The following is a 16239-nucleotide window of genomic DNA, read 5'->3' as shown; positions in this document are numbered from 1 at the left end:
CCAGAACGTTGATGAAGGGCGATTATCGCCTGTCTGGATGCAGGCCTATACTGCGATCCAGACAACCTGCCTCTGCATCCGGACAGCATGAACAGCAAACACATCGATCTGCTCGATTTCAGCGAACTGCCGTCAGCGGTGTATTTCCGCTACGCCGATTTCAATGCCCACGAATATGCCGCGCCACACCGGCATCCTTGGGGCACGCTGGAATACGCGGCCCATGGCGTGCTGCACATGGATGTCGACGGCAGTCGCTTCATGTCGCCGCCGCAGTACGCGGTGTGGGTGCCGCCCGAGGTCGAGCACAGTTTCTACAGCCATCAACCGGTCAACTACCGCGCGGTGTGTCTTGATCCCGACGTCTGCGCGCGATTGCCGGCGCGGGCCTGCACCTTGGCGATCAGTGACATTCTCAAGGCGATTCTCAAGGACTTCGCCGCCCGCGATGTGAAGATCCCCGAGCATGAAGCCGATCAGCGTCTGGCCCAGGTACTGGTTGATCAACTGCAACAGGCACCGGTGCAGGAATGTTATCTGCCGTACGCGAGCAGCCCGGGCTTGCTGACGATTCTTGACGCCTTGCAGGCCGCGCCGGGCGACAACCAACCGTTGGCGCATTGGGCCGCGCAAGTGCATGTCAGCGAGCGCACTCTGGCGCGGCAGTTTGTACGCGAGCTGGGCATGAGCTTTGGTGAATGGCGTCAGCGCTTGCGTTATCTGGCGGCGATCGAGGCGCTGGAAACCTCGCGTTCGGTGCAGGAAATCGCTTTCGACCTCGGCTACAGCAGCGGCTCGGCATTCATCGCCATGTTTGCCCGTCAGGCGGGTTGTACGCCGGAGCAGTACCGGCGCAGCCACCTCGAGGGCAGGAAGGTGTAACAAGCTTTGACTACACTGCGACAGAGGCCGCATCCATCGGTGCGGCAACAAGGAGAAAACTCCATGAAGATGTTGCGTGTGCCGTTGTTGATGATCGGGCTGCTTGTGTGTTCCCAAGGTTTCGCCGCCACGGCGCAACAGAACAAGATGACCACCTGCAATGCCGATGCGACCGCCAAGAGCTTGAAGGGCGATGAGCGCAAGGCGTTCATGAGTACCTGCCTGAAAGCGGCGCCAGCGGCCAACGATGGCAAGGAGCTGACCCCGCAGCAGCAGAAGATGACCACCTGCAATGCCGATGCGAAAACCAAAGCGCTGACCGGCGATGCGCGCAAGGCGTTCATGAGTGAGTGTCTGAAGAAGAAATAAGCGGGCGCCATGGGTGTCCGATTGACTCGGTCGGCTTGAGATTTTCCCTCACCCTAACCCTCTCCCGGAGGGAGAGGGGACCGACCGCATTGATGCCGACAGGAACTGGGGTCTGAAATACCGGGTCGATTGCGGATTCGGCACTGCACGTTCAGGTCGGAAAATTTTTCGAGCAACCCCCAATCGGTCCCCTCTCCCTCTGGGAGAGGGCTAGGGTGAGGGGAAATTCGCAAGCCTTGCACGAAAATCCGAAACCCCGCATATCCCTAGTGCTAACCCAGGATCGCTGGCAGACTGCCCATCCTTTCACGCCGTTCGTTTTGAGGCTGTATGCCAACGTTTTCTCAGCGTCATGTTGTGTTCTGGGTCAGCTGCATCATCATTTTTGGCGGTTTGCTGCTGGTGCTGCCGCTGCGCTTGTTGCCCAGCCTTTTGGCCGGGTTGCTGGTGTTCGAGCTGGTCAACATGCTCACCCCGCAACTGCAACGGCTGATCGAAGGGCGCCGTGCGCGCTGGTTGGCGGTGGCGCTGCTCGGCACGCTGGTGGTGAGTGCGCTGGCGCTGATCTTCGCCGGGGCCATCAGTTTCCTCCTGCATGAAGCGGAAAACCCCGGCGCTTCACTCGACAAATTCATGGGCGTAGTCGATCGCGCGCGCGGGCAGTTGCCGCCGTTCATCGATGCCTACCTGCCGGCGAGTGCAGCGGAATTTCGCGTGGCGATCGGCGAGTGGGCGAGCAAGCATCTGGCCGACCTGCAACTGGTCGGCAAGGACGCCGCGCACATGTTCGTCACCCTGCTGATCGGCATGGTGCTCGGCGCGATCATCGCCCTGCAGCGCATCCCCGACGTGACCAAGCGCAAGCCGCTGGCCGCCGCTTTGTTCGACCGTTTGCATCTGCTGGTGCAGGCGTTTCGCAATATCGTCTTCGCGCAGATCAAGATTTCCCTGCTCAACACCGTGTTCACCGGGATCTTCCTCGCGGTGATCCTGCCGATGTTCGGCATCAAGCTGCCGCTGACCAAAACCCTGATCGTGCTGACCTTCCTGCTCGGCCTGCTGCCGGTGATCGGCAACCTGATGTCGAACACGCTGATCACCATCGTCGGTCTGTCGCTGTCGATCTGGGTGGCGATCGCCGCGCTGGGCTATCTGATCGTTATCCACAAGCTCGAATACTTCCTCAACGCGCGCATCGTCGGCGGGCAGATCAGTGCCAAGTCGTGGGAGTTGCTTCTGGCGATGCTGGTGTTCGAAGCCGCGTTCGGTTTGCCGGGGGTGGTGGCGGGGCCGATTTATTACGCGTATCTGAAGAGTGAGCTGAAGCTGGGCGGGATGGTCTAAGGCCAAGCAACTGAATTGAATGCATCTGTGGCGAGGGGATTTATCCCCGTTGGCCTGCGCAGCAGGCCCCTGCTTTCATAAATCGGGGGCCGCTTCGCGACCCAACGGGGATAAATCCCCTCGCCACAAAAGCTCTTCGCCACAGATTGTGATCAGGCCATCGAACCGTAACGCTTCATCGCTTCAATCGCCAAACCGCTACCAATGCTGCCAAAGATGTTGCCTTCGACATGCCGCGCGTTCGGCAGCATTGCCGACACGCTGTTACGCAGGGCCGGGATGCCGCTGGAACCACCAGTGAAGAACACCGTGTCGACCTGATCGACCGCCACGCCTGCATCATTGAGCAATTGCGTAACGCTGCCGCGCACTCGTTCCAGCAAGGCTTCGATCGCCGATTCGAACAGCGCGCGGCTCAGCTCGACGCTCAGCCCGGCTTCGATGCGGTCCAGCGGCACGTGGCGGCTGTCGGCGTGGGTCAGCTGGATCTTGGTTTCTTCCACTTCCATCGCCAGCCAGTGCCCGGCGCGCTGTTCGATCAGCTTGAACAGGCGATCGATGCCGCCGGTGTCTTCGATGTCGTAACGCATGCTGCCCAGCGCCAGCGTGGATTTCTGCGAGTACACCGAGTTGATCGTGTGCCAGGTCGCCAGGTTCATGTGGTGGCTGGTTGGCATGTACGCGCCGCTCTTCATGCGGCTGCCGTAGCCGAACAGCGGCATCAGGCCTTGCAGACTCAGCTGTTTGTCGAAGTCGGTACCACCGATGTGCACACCGCCGGTGGCGAGGATGTCATCGTGACGGTTGTCGAGACCACGACGCTCGGGCGACAGGCGCACCAGCGAGAAGTCAGAGGTACCACCGCCGATGTCGACGATCAGTACCAGCTCTTCTTTCTCGATGGTCGACTCGTAGTCGAACGCTGCCGCGATCGGTTCGTACTGGAACGACACGTCCTTGAAACCGATTTTGCGCGCCACCTCGACCAGTGTGTCTTCGGCTTCCTGGTCAGCCAGCGGATCGTCGTCGACGAAGAACACCGGGCGGCCCAGCACCACTTGCTCGAATTCCCGACCGGCGGCGGTTTCGGCGCGGCTCTTGAGCTGGCCGATGAACAGCCCGAGCAGATCCTTGAACGGCATCGCCGTGCCGAGGACGCTGGTGTCGTGTTTGATCAGCTTGGAGCCGAGCAGGCTTTTCAGCGAGCGCATCAGTCGGCCTTCGTAGCCTTCCAGATACTCGTGCAGGGCCAGGCGACCGTATACCGGGCGACGTTCCTCGATATTGAAGAAGACCACCGACGGCAGGGTGATCTTGTCGTCTTCCAGCGCAATCATGGTGTCCATGCCGGGGCGCAGCCAGCCGACGGTGGAGTTGGACGTGCCGAAGTCGATGCCGCAGGCACGGGCTGGAGAGGCGTCTTTCATGTCTTTCGGTTTCCGGTCAAAAAAACGGCCGCGCAGTGTATGTCAGTGCGCGGCAGATTCGAAGGCCGGTCATCCGCTATTTCGCCCCCAGACAGTTGAAAACCACCGCATCGCCCCAAACTTGCTGGCATGGGCCGGCAGACACACCGGCGGTCGCAAGAACCGTCGTCCACTGCCGATAAACTTCTGCGGCGCCACCCGGTCACAAACTTGAGATCGGTCAACCCGGCACGTGCCAATCGGCGCATGCTGGTCTCGGCGCGAAATCGATAACGGATGGTGATCCTTCCATGGACTTCAAAGACTATTACAAGATACTCGGCGTGGAGCCGACAGCCGACGACAAGGCCATCAAGGCGGCCTATCGCAAGCTGGCGCGCAAATACCACCCCGATGTCAGCAAGGAAAAAGATGCCGAGGCCAAGTTCAAGGATGCCTCGGAAGCCTATGAAGCGCTGAAAAGCGCCGACAAGCGCGCCGAATACGACGAACTGCGCCGTTATGGCCAGCACGGTCAGCCGTTTCAGGGCCCACCGGGCTGGCAGAGCCGTGGCGGCTTCGGTGGCGGCGGTGGCGACACAGGCGACTTCTCGGACTTCTTCAGTTCGATCTTCGGCAATCGCGGCCCCGGTTTCGGTGGCGCCGAGAGCCGCCAATCACGCGGACGCCGAGGGCAAGACGTGGAAATGGAACTGCCGGTCTTCCTCGAAGAAACCCTGTCGAACGAATCGAAGAAAGTCACCTTTCAGGTGCCGCAATACAACGCGCACGGCCAGCATGTCAGCAACACCAGCAAGAGCCTGAACGTGAAGATTCCGGCCGGCGTCACCGACGGCGAGCGGATTCGCCTGAAGGGCCAGGGCGCACCGGGCATCGGTGGCGGGGCGAATGGCGACCTGTACCTGACCATTCGTTTTGCGCCGCACCCGAAATTCGATGTCGAAGGCGAAAACCTGATCATCACCTTGCCTCTGGCTCCGTGGGAATTGGCATTGGGCACTGAAGTGGCCGTGCCGACCCTGACCGGCAAGATCAACCTCAAGGTCCCGGCCGGCAGCCAGAACGGCCAGCGCATGCGCGCCAAGGGCCATGGCCTGCTGAACAAGGCCGGCGAACGCGGTTATCTGTTCGTGCAGCTCAAGGCCGTGATGCCCAAAGCCTCCGACGATGAGGTCAAGGCGCTGTGGCAGGAACTGGCGAAGAAAGCCGCCTTCAATCCGCGAGAGAACTTCTGAACCCGACGACGGAGTAGCCCATCATGAGCAGCCCCCTGATCGTTCAACTGGACCTGGCAGAATTCTGTGAGGCGGCCGACTTGTCGGACGTCTACGTGATCGAAATCGTCGAGCACGGCATCCTCGAACCTCAGGGCGCGCAGCCCCGGGAATGGCGTTTCACCGATTACGAATTGGCCTTGGCCAAACGCGCCGCCAAGCTGCGCCGTGATCTGGAACTGGAGTGGGAAGGCGTGGCGCTGGCGCTGGATCTGCTGGACGAGGTGAAGCAGTTGCGTGCCGAGAACCGCATGTTGCGCCAGCGTTTGGGGCGGTTGGTGGTCGAATAAATTGTTTGAGGCCGTGAGGTCCTAGCTGGCCTCATCGCGTGCCGGCCCGCTCCCGCCTGATTAATGTTTGCGGGTGTTTCGTCCGGTATGAACCGGCAGGGTGGTCTGATAGTTTTCCGGGCACATGTTGGCAATGGATGCCGACGGTCGTAGCGCCAGCCAGACTGGCCAGCGCTGCGCAATTTTTGCAAGGAAGCCTGTCAATGCCAGTCAGACCCAAGCCGCCCAAGCCGGGCGCAGTCGATATCACCACCCTTGGGCGCACATCCCGGGATTCCGCCGCGCACGGTATCGAGTCGCCGCACCTGACCCCCGGTCCGTTCATTCGCAAGACCCCGCCCGATGCCAGTGAGCCCGGCAGCAACACGCAGCAAATGGAAACTGCAGTTGCCCCGCACAGCGTGCACGTCGACCCGACGCCGTCTACATCTGGTCCCGTCCCGAAGCTTAAAACCTCGGCTCTGGAGCGTTACCTGATTGCCTCGACACCCCCTCTACCGCAAGCGGACGTTGACGGGTTTCGCGTATTCAAAGGACGCCAATACGCGGACCTGCAGGGCGGCGGTACGGTGCTGATCGGCGTCGATGCCGAGACCGGTCTGCATCGGGCCAGATTGTCCAGCGAGCTGCAGCCGTCCGGCCCTGTGCTTGCCTACGATGGGTTGAACAAACACTGGTACGCGCTTGAAGAGTCCAGCGCGTCGCCGGACGCTGCCGCTGTCCCGGGTAAAAGCCGCAGGGTGGCGCGCCAGAGCGATGAAGACTACGAGTCTGCCGTTGAAGAGCTGTCCGACGATGGCGGTGCAACGCAGGAACATTTTTATCTGGCGTCCGAGTCGATGCCCGTCAAACCCTTCACCGCTGAGGAATTGCGTGCAATGCGCAGCGAAACACGGTTTTCGTTCCTCACCAATCGGCCCGGGGTCTACGACCGTGCCAATAACGGCAAATACCCTTTCCGGGACATGGCCGGCCGGCCTGTCAGGATAAAGAAGCTCCAGACCCTGGCGCGTTTCGAAGACGGCAGCCGTTATACCTCCGAGCAAATCAAGCCTTACATCAAGTTTGGCGCCTACGAGCATGTCGCGCGGTTGTATGAAGAAAAGCTGCAATGGCGATTGTTCACCGAGGCCGACATGACGGTGCCCGGAGAGCGGGCCCTGGTCGGCCAGTCAATGGTGGTCGCCAACCGGCGCATCACCCGAGGCGAGGTGGTCGGTGTCTATGCTGGCGCGATCATGCCGGGACGTCTTGTGCCGCTGCCCCAGCAGTCATACACCATGAAGGTCGGCGTCCGTTATCAACCAGGGCCTGGATATTTGATCCCCTACGAATTCGCGCTGGTCGGTGACACGATTATTTCCCGGATCAACACGCGCTTTTGGTATGACGCAACGGGCAAGCCGGTTCGTCAGGCTACGGAGGGTTACAACGTCGAGTTCGTACCGTTCGATGTCGAAGCGCAACAGTGGATAGGCAAGGAACTGGTCACCCGCGACTTCATTCTCAACGCCATCTTCGCTACCGAAGACATTCCGGCGGGAACCGAGTTACGCATCGATTACAACTACAGCGATGCGGACATCGCGAAACTGTTCCCGTGATTGCCTGAGCGATCGCGACTGAATACGGACCGGCGCGTCCGTATTCAGCGCACGCCTTCATCAGAACAGAAAGTAGCGCTGCGCCATCGGCAGCGTTTCCGCCGGTTCGCACCACAGCAACACGCCATCGGCCTTGACCTGATAGGTCTGTGGATCGACATCGATGTTCGGCAGATAGTCGTTGTGGATCAGGTCGGTTTTCTGCACGTCGCGGCAGCCCTTCACCACAGCGATCTGCTTCTTCAATCCCAAGGCTTCCGGCAATCCGGCCTCCTGCGCCGCCTGGCTGATAAAGGTCAGGCTGGTGGCGTGCAGCGAGCCGCCGTAGCTGGCAAACATCGGGCGGTAATGCACCGGTTGCGGTGTTGGAATCGAAGCGTTGGCGTCGCCCATCAGGCTGGCGGCAATCGCACCGCCCTTGAGGATCAGCGTCGGCTTCACACCAAAGAACGCCGGGCGCCAGAGCACCAGATCGGCCCACTTGCCGACTTCGATCGAGCCGACTTCATGGCTGATGCCATGAGTGATTGCCGGGTTGATCGTGTACTTGGCGATGTAACGCTTGGCGCGGAAGTTGTCGTTGCCTGCGCCGTCCTGTGGCAGCGGGCCGCGCTGTTTTTTCATCTTGTCGGCGGTCTGCCAGGTGCGCGTGATGACTTCGCCGACGCGGCCCATGGCCTGACTGTCGGAGCTGATCATCGAGAACGCGCCGAGGTCGTGGAGGATGTCTTCGGCGGCAATGGTTTCGCGGCGGATCCGGCTTTCGGCGAAGGCGACGTCTTCGGCAATGCTCGGGTCGAGGTGATGGCAGACCATCAGCATGTCGAGGTGTTCGTCGATGGTGTTGCGGGTGAACGGCCGGGTCGGGTTGGTCGAGCTTGGCAGCACGTTGGCAAAGCCGCAGGCCTTGATGATGTCTGGCGCGTGGCCGCCACCGGCACCTTCGGTGTGATAGGTGTGGATGGTGCGGCCCTTGAACGCGCCAAGGGTGGTTTCGACGAAGCCGGATTCGTTGAGGGTATCGGTGTGGATCGCCACCTGCACATCGTACTGGTCGGCGACGTTGAGGCAGTTGTCGATGCTCGCCGGAGTGGTGCCCCAGTCCTCGTGCAGCTTGAGACCGATGGCACCGGCCTTGACCTGTTCGATCAACGGCTCCGGCAGGCTGGCGTTGCCCTTGCCGGTCAGGCCGATGTTCATCGGGAAAGCATCGGCGGCCTGGAGCATGCGCGCCAGATGCCACGGGCCGGAGGTGCAGGTGGTGGCGTTGGTGCCGGTGGCAGGCCCGGTGCCGCCGCCGATCATGGTGGTGACGCCGCTCATCAGCGCTTCTTCGATCTGCTGCGGGCAGATGAAGTGGATATGCGTGTCGATGCCGCCAGCGGTGAGGATCATGCCTTCGCCGGCAATCACTTCGGTGCCGGCGCCGATGGCGATGGTCACATTGGGCTGCACGTCAGGGTTGCCGGCCTTGCCGATCGCGGCGATGCGCCCGTCCTTGAGGCCGACGTCGGCCTTGACGATGCCCCAGTGGTCGATGATCAGCGCGTTGGTGATCAGCGTGTCGACCACTTCGGCGGCGAGCAATTGGCTCTGGCCCTGGCCGTCGCGGATGACTTTGCCGCCACCGAATTTCACTTCCTCGCCGTAGGTGGTGAAGTCCTTTTCGACTTCGATCCACAGCTCGGTGTCGGCCAGGCGCACCTTGTCGCCGACGGTGGGGCCGAACATGTCGGCGTAGGCTTGTCTGGAGATTTTCATGGGCATGCCTTGAGATTCAATTGGGTCTGAAATCGCTCGCATTACTCGCTTTCGCGAGCAGGCTCGCTCCCACATTTGATCGCGTTCTCATGTGGGAGCGAGCCTGCTCGCGAAGGGGCCAGAGCGGGCACCGTGTTGTTTAGAGATCACCCATGATGCGGCCGGCAAAGCCGAACACCCGGCGATGCCCGGCGTAATCGACCAGTTCGACTTCACGACTCTGGCCTGGCTCGAAGCGCACCGCCGTGCCGGCGGGAATATTCAGGCGCATGCCGCGACTGGCCGCACGATCGAAGGTCAGCGCGTCGTTGGTTTCAAAAAAGTGGAAATGCGAGCCGACCTGAATCGGCCGGTCGCCGCTGTTGGCGACTTTCAGGCTGAGGGTGCGACGGCCGACGTTGAGTTCGATGTCGCCGGGCTGGATCTGGTATTGGCCAGGAATCATCGCTGGGCTCCTTGCAGGACTTTGTAATAGAGCGCGGTCGGGCGATAGGTGCCGTTGGGGTCGCAGGCGTAATCAGGGATTTCGCCGGCGCGCACGTAGCCCAGCGCCTTGTAGAAATCTTCCGCCGGCGAGCCGGCCTCGGTGTCGAGATAGAGCATGCCGCGCTTGTGCTTGGGCGCTTCGAGTTCCAGCGCCTGCATCAGTTGCTGGCCGAGGCCACGGCGCCGCGCGTGTTCGCGCACCAGCAGTTTCTGCACTTCGGCGCGGTTCAGACCATTGGCCTTCTGGCACAGGCCCAATTGCACGCTGGCGAGCACCTGCTCGTCCTTGACCACCACCCAAAGCAGCGTGCTGCCCTTGTTGATGTTGTCCTGCACCTCATCGAAATATGCGCGCGCCTGCACCTCATCGAGGTCGGCCATAAAACCGACGCTGGCGCCGTAACCGACGGCGTCGAGCAGCAGATCGATCAGGCCCTGGCGATAGTGGGCAAAGCTTTCAGCGTTGACGCGGCGCAACTGGGCGGCGTTCATCGACATCACTCCTTGTGAGTATCCGGCGGCTGTGCGCCGGGATTGAGGGTCAACTGCATGAAGGTCAGGTCGAGCCAGCGGCCGAACTTGGTGCCGACTTGCGGCATCTGCCCGGTGATGCTGAAACCGGCGCGCTCGTGCAGGCGAATCGACGCGGCGTTGCCACTTTCGATGGCAGCGACCATGACGTGTTTACCGCAGGTGCGGGCGCGCTCGATCAACGCGGTCATCAGTTGCGGGCCGAGGCCGTTGCCGCGTTGATCGCTGCGCACGTACACCGAGTGCTCGACGGTGTGGCGGAAACCGTCGAACGGCCGCCAGTCGCCGAACGAGGCGTAACCCAGCACCGCGTTGTGGCTGTCGACGATCACCAGAATCGGGTACGCCTGCAACTGACGCGCGTCGAACCATGCCTGGCGATTGCCGAGGTCGACCGCTTGTTCGTTCCAGATCGCCGTGGTGTTGAGCACGGCGTCGTTGTAGATGTCGCGGATCGCCGGCAGGTCGGCCCGGGTTGCATCGCGAATGGCGTAAGTCATGGCGCGGCCTCAGACGATCGGCTGGTGAACGGTGACCAGTTTGGTGCCGTCGGGGAACGTCGCCTCGACCTGGATTTCCGGGATCATTTCCGGGATGCCTTCCATCACTTGTTCGCGGCTGAGCAGGGTGGTGCCGTAATGCATCAGCTCGGCCACGGTCTGGCCGTCGCGGGCACCCTCCAGCAGCGCGGCGGAGATGTAGGCCATGGCTTCCGGGTAGTTGAGTTTCACGCCACGGGCCAGCCGCCGCTCGGCGACGAGGCCGGCGGTGAAGATCAGCAGCTTGTCTTTTTCGCGTGGGGTCAGGTCCATGGTTCGGGTTCCATCAGGGCAGATTCGGGTGGCTCTCGAGAAGTGTGGGGTGCCAGTTGGAGCAGCCCCTCACCCTAGCCCTCTCCCGAGGGAGAGGGGACTGATCTTGGTTGTTTTCAATGGCCAATTCAGTCAGCAATATTCGTTCAGGCAGATAAATTTATTTCAGACGACTCGGTCAGGCTCCCTCTCCCTCCGGGAGAGGGCGGGGGTGAGGGTCGGGGTTTCAGGTGCTCCATATTCTTGGCGCGATAGCTTCGCGCCCCAGCAGCGCAGGTCTGAGCAATCGCCACAAATCGATGAGCCAGGCGCGGGCGAGCAACGCCTCACTGGCCAGGCAACGAGCCACCAGCAGTCCCGGCAATTGCGTCAGATCCCCGCGCACCTCATGCCCCAGCGAGCGGCATCGCTCCAGCAGCTCGGCGTCTATCTCACCGGTCACCAGCATCGTCGCGAACACCGGTTGCCCATCCAGCCCGATTGGCGAGTCGAGCAAACCATCGTTGCCGACAATGCGCTGCCGTTCGTGCCAGAGCAACCGACCGTCGCGGCGGATGTCCAGGTGCGCCTGAAAATGCCCGAGGTCAAAACGCTCGCCGCTGGCCGGCCGACCGAGCGCCACCACGTCCCAGTAGAACAGCCGCGCATCGCCTTCAAGGTCGATGGTCGTGGTCAACTCAGCCTGCGCGGCGCTGTAGACGATAGTTTCCTGCGGCAGCCATTCCAGTGTCGCACCGGCAGCGACTTTCAAGTCGAGCTGTTGATACGCCGGCCCACCCGCGCGATACCACTTGGCGGCGCCGGGGCTGGTGATTTGCGCCCAGGCGTTGTGTTCGACGCGGGCCTTGATGTCCAGCCGATCACCACCGGCAATTCCGCCCGGCGGATGGACGATGATGTGCTGGCAGACCTCGGGGCCTTCGGCGTACAGATGCTTTTGCACGCGCAGCGGGCCGAGGTGACGGCGCATGACCGGACGCGTGCAATCGCCGAAACGTGCGTAGGCCAGTTCCAGCTCGGCGTGCCAGCTCGGGGTAAACAGGGCAGGTGCAACAATCGAATTCATGGTTTGTGATTATCGTTAGGAAGCTACAGATTAGACCGGCGCGTTAGATCGTGACCAGCCCGCGTACACCCTCGGCCTCCATATTTTCACCGCGACCCTGCTGAACGATCTCGCCCCGCGACATCACCAGGTATTGATCGGCCAGTTCTGCAGCAAAGTCGTAGAACTGCTCGACCAGCAGAATCGCCATGTCACCGCGCGCCGCGAGCTGCTTGATCACCGCGCCGATTTCCTTGATCACCGACGGTTGAATGCCTTCGGTCGGCTCATCAAGAATCAGCAGGCGCGGGCGGCTGGCCAGCGCCCGGCCGATAGCCAGTTGCTGTTGCTGACCGCCGGACAGATCACCGCCACGGCGCTGCTTCATTTGTAGCAGCACCGGGAACAATTCGTAGATGAAACCCGGGACTTCTTTGGCTTCTGAGCCTGGAAAACGCGACAGGCCCATCAGCAGATTTTCTTCTACCGTCAGGCGCCCGAAGATCTCACGGCCCTGTGGCACGTAGGCGATACCGGCATGCACACGCTGATGCGGTTTGAACGTGGTGATCGGTTTGCCTTCCCAGTTGACCGCGCCTTCCTTGGCCGGCAGCAGGCCCATCAGGCATTTGAGCAGGGTGGTCTTGCCCACGCCGTTACGCCCGAGCAGGCACGTGACTTCGCCGACTTTCACCTCGAAGCTGAGGCCGCGCAGGATGTGGCTACCGCCGTAGTACTGATGCAGCTTGTCGACTTGCAGCATGTTCGAATTCTCCCCGGTGATCGTTCCCACGCTCTGCGTGGGAACGCATCCCGTGACGCTCCGCGTCACATAACGGCGGACGCAGAGCGTCCATGGCGGCATTCCCAAGCAGAGCGTGGGAACGATCTAGGTCTTCAGCGGCCGAGGTAGACCTCGATCACGCGCTCGTTTTCCTGCACTTGCTCAAGCGAGCCTTCCGCCAGAACGCTGCCCTGATGCAGCACCGTGACGTGGTCGGCAATCGAGCCGACGAAACCCATGTCGTGCTCGACCACCATCAACGAATGCTTGCCCGCCAGCGATTTGAACAGCTCGGCGGTGAACTCGGTTTCGGCGTCGGTCATGCCCGCCACCGGTTCGTCGAGCAGGAGCAGCTGCGGGTCCTGCATCAGCAGCATGCCGATCTCGAGAAACTGCTTCTGGCCGTGGGACAACAACCCGGCCTGGCGATTGACCGAGGTGGTCAGACGAATCGTCTCGAGCACTTCGCTGATGCGATCCTTCTGCTCGCCACTCAGGCGCGCACGCAAACTGGCCCACACCGACTTGTCGGTCTTCTGCGCCAGCTCAAGGTTTTCGAACACGCTCAAGGCTTCGAACACCGTCGGTTTCTGAAACTTTCGGCCGATGCCGGACTGGGCAATCTGCACTTCGCTCATCTGCGTCAGGTCCAGGGTTTCGCCGAACCAGGCCTTGCCGTGGCTGGGCCGGGTCTTGCCGGTGATCACGTCCATCAGCGTGGTCTTGCCCGCGCCGTTGGGGCCGATGATGCAGCGCAGTTCGCCGACGCCGATGTACAGGTTGAGATTGTTCAGCGCACGGAAGCCGTCGAAGCTGACGCTGATGTCTTCCAAAGTCAGGATCGTGCCGTGACGCGTATCGAGGCCAGGGCCGACGCGCTGGCCGAGGCCGATCGAGTCGCGGCTGGTGCCTTCGTCCTTGTTCGGTTCCACGGGGAAAAACGCCGGCTCCAGCATGAATTCAGCACTCGCTGTGACTCTCATTGTTCACCTCGTTTCTTCAGCAGCCCGATCACGCCCTTGGGCAGGTACAACGTCACGACGATGAACAGCGCGCCGAGGAAGAACAGCCAGTATTCCGGGAAGGCCACGGTGAACCAGCTCTTCATGCCGTTGACCACACCGGCGCCGAGCAGCGGGCCGATCAGCGTGCCGCGACCGCCGAGGGCGACCCACACCGCCGCTTCAATAGAGTTGGTCGGCGACATTTCGCTGGGGTTGATAATGCCCACTTGTGGCACGTACAGCGCTCCGGCCAGACCGCACAGCACCGCACTCAGCACCCAGACGAACAGCTTGAAACCGCGCGGGTCGTAGCCGCAGAACATCAAACGGTTTTCCGCATCGCGCAACGCCGTCAGCACCCGACCGAACTTGCTCTGCGCCAGGCGCCAGCCGATGAACAGGCTCGCCACCAGTAGCAACACCGTGGCCAGAAACAGCACCGCGCGGGTGCCCGGTTCGGTGATGCCGAAGCCGAGGATCGTGCGGAAATTGGTGAAGCCGTTATTGCCTCCGAAACCGGTCTCGTTGCGGAAAAACAGGAGCATGCCGGCGAAGGTCAGGGCCTGGGTCATGATCGAGAAATACACGCCTTTGATCCGCGAACGGAAGGCGAAGAAGCCGAACACCAGCGCCAGCAACCCCGGCGCCAGCACCACCAGACACATGGCCCAGAGGAAGCTGCTGGTGCCGGTCCAGTACCACGGCAATTCGCTCCACGACAGGAAAGTCATGAACGCTGGCAAGCCATCGCCGGCCGCCTGACGCATCAGGTACATGCCCATCGCATAACCGCCGAGGGCGAAGAACAGACCGTGACCCAGCGACAGCAAACCGGCGTAACCCCAGACCAGATCCAGCGCCAGAGCAACGATGGCGTAGCAGAGGATTTTGCCGACCAGCGTCAGCGTGTAGGCCGAGACGTGCAGGGCATTGTCCGGCGACAACAACGAGAGCAGCGGCAGAACGATCAGCAGCGCGAGGATCACCCCGCCGACCGCGAGCGTGACTTTCGGCCCGGCCTTTTGTGTGGCCGTGACTAACAGAGGCTGGTTCATCAGTCGATCACCCGTCCTTTCAGTGCGAAGAGGCCTTGCGGACGTTTCTGAATGAACAGAATGATCAGCGCGAGGATCAGGATCTTGCCGAGCACCGCACCGATCTGCGGTTCGAGAATCTTGTTGGCGATCCCTAAGCCAAATGCGGCGAGCACGCTACCGGCCAATTGGCCGACTCCGCCGAGCACCACCACCAGGAACGAGTCGATGATGTAGCTCTGGCCAAGGTCGGGACCGACGTTGCCGATCTGGCTCAGCGCCACGCCGCCCAACCCGGCGATGCCCGAGCCGAGGCCGAAGGCGAGCATGTCGACGCGCCCGGTCGGCACGCCGCAGCAGGCGGCCATGTTGCGGTTCTGAGTGACGGCGCGGACGTTGAGGCCGAGGCGGGTCTTGTTCAGCAGCAGCCAGGTCAGCACCACCACGAACAATGCGAAAGCGATGATGACGATGCGGTTGTACGGCAGCACCAGATTGGGCAGCACTTGAATGCCGCCGGACAGCCATGCCGGATTTGCTACTTCTACGTTCTGCGCGCCGAACACCAACCGTACGAGCTGGATCAGCATCAGGCTGATGCCCCAGGTCGCGAGCAGGGTTTCCAGTGGCCGACCGTAAAGGTGGCGGATGACCGTGCGCTCCAGCGCCATGCCGATGGCGGCGGTGACGAAAAACGCTACCGGCAACGCGATCAGCGGATAGAACTCGATGGCTTGCGGCGCGTAACGCTGGAACATCAACTGCACGACGTAGGTCGAGTAGGCACCGAGCATCAGCATCTCGCCGTGCGCCATGTTGATCACCCCGAGCAGGCCGAAGGTGATCGCCAGGCCGAGGGCCGCGAGCAGCAGAATCGAGCCCAGCGACATGCCGCTGAAGGCCTGGCCGAGCACTTCGCCGATCAGCAGCTTGCGCTTGACCTGAGCGAGGCTGGTTTCGGCGGCGGTACGCACGCCGGCATCGCTTTCCACTCCAGGTTCCAGCAGGCCTTCAAGACGCGTGCGTGCCAGCGGGTCGCCGGTTTCACCGAGCAGACGTACCGCCGCGAGGCGCACCGCCGGGTCGCTGTCGACCAGTTGCAGATTGGCCAGCGCCAGGCTCAGGGCGGCGTGGACGCTTGGGTCTTTTCCCCAGCGAGTTGCCGGTCGAGAAATTTCAGCTGCGCGGGTTTCGCGCTTTTCTGCAATTGCTGCGCGGCGCTCAGACGGATTTTGCTGTCAGCGGCGAGCAATTGATGGCTGGCCATAGCGGTGTCGATCAGACCCCGCAGGCGATTGTTCAGGCGCAGGGTTTTCGCTTGGCCGTCGATCGTCAGCTCGCCTTGTTGCAGGGCGTTGAGCAATTCGATACGCGCCGGATCGGGCTGCGCGGCCCAGGCTTCCAGCAGTTTGGCCTGTTGCATCGGATTGGCCGCGACGAAGTCTTCGGCGTCGCCGGCGTGGGCCAGGAGTGGCAGCAACAGTGCGATGGCGAGAAGTACGCGGTGTATGGCAGTGGGCATTAGTGGTGTCCTGTTCAACCGCCCCCTCACCCTGACCCTCTCCCGGAGGGAGAGGGGACTGACCGAGGTG

The 16239-nt window shown here is 61.8% G+C and carries 16 protein-coding genes and 1 pseudogene; 6 read left to right on the top strand and 11 right to left on the bottom strand.

Annotation, left to right across the window (positions count from 1 at the left end):
* The first annotated feature begins 87 nt into the window (after positions 1 to 87).
* The 3 genes from ACZZ0K_RS21070 (at position 88) to ACZZ0K_RS21060 (ending at position 2595) form a co-directional block, all read left to right on the top strand.
* Positions 88 to 882: an AraC family transcriptional regulator gene (locus tag ACZZ0K_RS21070; protein WP_252877347.1), complete on the top strand. Its 795-nt coding sequence runs from the start codon at positions 88 to 90 to the stop codon at positions 880 to 882.
* Between the two features lie 63 nt (positions 883 to 945).
* Entirely contained in the window at positions 946 to 1251 is a 306-nt protein-coding gene (locus tag ACZZ0K_RS21065; RefSeq protein WP_016771900.1) for a PsiF family protein, read from the top strand.
* 330 nt (positions 1252 to 1581) lie between these two features.
* Complete coding sequence (locus tag ACZZ0K_RS21060; protein WP_016771899.1) at positions 1582 to 2595, top strand: AI-2E family transporter; 1014 nt, start codon at positions 1582 to 1584, stop codon at positions 2593 to 2595.
* Between the two features lie 152 nt (positions 2596 to 2747).
* On the opposite strand, the gene ACZZ0K_RS21055 is transcribed toward ACZZ0K_RS21060, so the two are convergent.
* Positions 2748 to 4022: an Hsp70 family protein gene (locus ACZZ0K_RS21055; protein ID WP_016771898.1), complete on the bottom strand. Its 1275-nt coding sequence runs from the start codon at positions 4020 to 4022 to the stop codon at positions 2748 to 2750.
* 290 nt (positions 4023 to 4312) lie between these two features.
* On the opposite strand from ACZZ0K_RS21055, the gene ACZZ0K_RS21050 reads away from it, so the two are divergent.
* The 3 genes from ACZZ0K_RS21050 (at position 4313) to ACZZ0K_RS21040 (ending at position 7190) form a co-directional block, all read left to right on the top strand.
* Positions 4313 to 5257: a DnaJ C-terminal domain-containing protein gene (locus ACZZ0K_RS21050; protein ID WP_024011397.1), complete on the top strand. Its 945-nt coding sequence runs from the start codon at positions 4313 to 4315 to the stop codon at positions 5255 to 5257.
* 23 nt (positions 5258 to 5280) lie between these two features.
* Positions 5281 to 5586 carry a chaperone modulator CbpM gene (locus ACZZ0K_RS21045; RefSeq protein WP_016771896.1) on the top strand — a complete coding sequence of 102 codons (306 nt, stop codon included), beginning with the start codon at positions 5281 to 5283 and terminating at the stop codon, positions 5584 to 5586.
* A 203-nt stretch (positions 5587 to 5789) separates the two neighbouring features.
* The gene (locus ACZZ0K_RS21040) at positions 5790 to 7190 is read left to right on the top strand and encodes an SET domain-containing protein (RefSeq protein ID WP_258707528.1); all 1401 of its coding nucleotides are present in this window, start codon (positions 5790 to 5792) and stop codon (positions 7188 to 7190) included.
* Between the two features lie 60 nt (positions 7191 to 7250).
* Here ACZZ0K_RS21040 and ureC read toward each other — a convergent pair whose 3' ends face one another.
* The 10 genes and pseudogenes from ureC to urtB all read right to left on the bottom strand — a co-directional run bounded on the left by ureC (position 7251) and on the right by urtB (position 16169).
* Entirely contained in the window at positions 7251 to 8951 is a 1701-nt protein-coding gene (gene ureC / locus ACZZ0K_RS21035; RefSeq protein ID WP_041480696.1) for an urease subunit alpha, read from the bottom strand.
* Positions 8952 to 9090: 139 nt separating this feature from the next.
* Positions 9091 to 9396 (bottom strand): urease subunit beta, encoded by a 306-nt coding sequence (locus ACZZ0K_RS21030; RefSeq protein WP_095180936.1) that lies wholly within the window; start codon positions 9394 to 9396, stop codon positions 9091 to 9093.
* Positions 9393 to 9929, bottom strand: coding sequence for a GNAT family N-acetyltransferase (locus ACZZ0K_RS21025; RefSeq protein ID WP_095180935.1), 537 nt, complete (start codon positions 9927 to 9929; stop codon positions 9393 to 9395). Before ACZZ0K_RS21025 ends, ACZZ0K_RS21030 begins: the two co-directional genes overlap by 4 nt.
* A gap of 5 nt (positions 9930 to 9934) precedes the next feature.
* Positions 9935 to 10468 (bottom strand): GNAT family N-acetyltransferase, encoded by a 534-nt coding sequence (locus ACZZ0K_RS21020; protein ID WP_252885238.1) that lies wholly within the window; start codon positions 10466 to 10468, stop codon positions 9935 to 9937.
* Positions 10469 to 10477: 9 nt separating this feature from the next.
* The gene (ureA, locus tag ACZZ0K_RS21015; RefSeq protein ID WP_003221215.1) at positions 10478 to 10780 is read right to left on the bottom strand and encodes an urease subunit gamma; all 303 of its coding nucleotides are present in this window, start codon (positions 10778 to 10780) and stop codon (positions 10478 to 10480) included.
* A gap of 226 nt (positions 10781 to 11006) precedes the next feature.
* Positions 11007 to 11846: an urease accessory protein UreD gene (locus ACZZ0K_RS21010; protein ID WP_252879351.1), complete on the bottom strand. Its 840-nt coding sequence runs from the start codon at positions 11844 to 11846 to the stop codon at positions 11007 to 11009.
* A 43-nt stretch (positions 11847 to 11889) separates the two neighbouring features.
* Positions 11890 to 12588, bottom strand: a complete 699-nt coding sequence (gene urtE / locus ACZZ0K_RS21005) for an urea ABC transporter ATP-binding subunit UrtE (protein WP_150741644.1) — start codon at positions 12586 to 12588, stop codon at positions 11890 to 11892.
* A gap of 134 nt (positions 12589 to 12722) precedes the next feature.
* A complete protein-coding gene (urtD, locus tag ACZZ0K_RS21000; RefSeq protein ID WP_016771888.1) occupies positions 12723 to 13592 on the bottom strand; it encodes an urea ABC transporter ATP-binding protein UrtD in 870 nt (289 codons plus the stop codon).
* Positions 13589 to 14668 carry an urea ABC transporter permease subunit UrtC gene (gene urtC / locus ACZZ0K_RS20995; RefSeq protein WP_056787639.1) on the bottom strand — a complete coding sequence of 360 codons (1080 nt, stop codon included), beginning with the start codon at positions 14666 to 14668 and terminating at the stop codon, positions 13589 to 13591. The genes urtD and urtC overlap by 4 nt, the downstream gene beginning before the upstream one ends.
* Positions 14668 to 16169 (bottom strand): annotated as a pseudogene (gene urtB, locus ACZZ0K_RS20990) (urea ABC transporter permease subunit UrtB). The gene urtC and the pseudogene urtB overlap by 1 nt, the downstream one beginning before the upstream one ends.
* Between the last annotated feature and the right edge of the window lie 70 nt (positions 16170 to 16239).

The organism is Pseudomonas sp. AC255 (genome assembly GCF_979258175.1).
The sequence above is the reverse complement of the archived record's forward strand: the minus strand, read 5'-3'. Positions and strand labels throughout refer to the sequence as shown.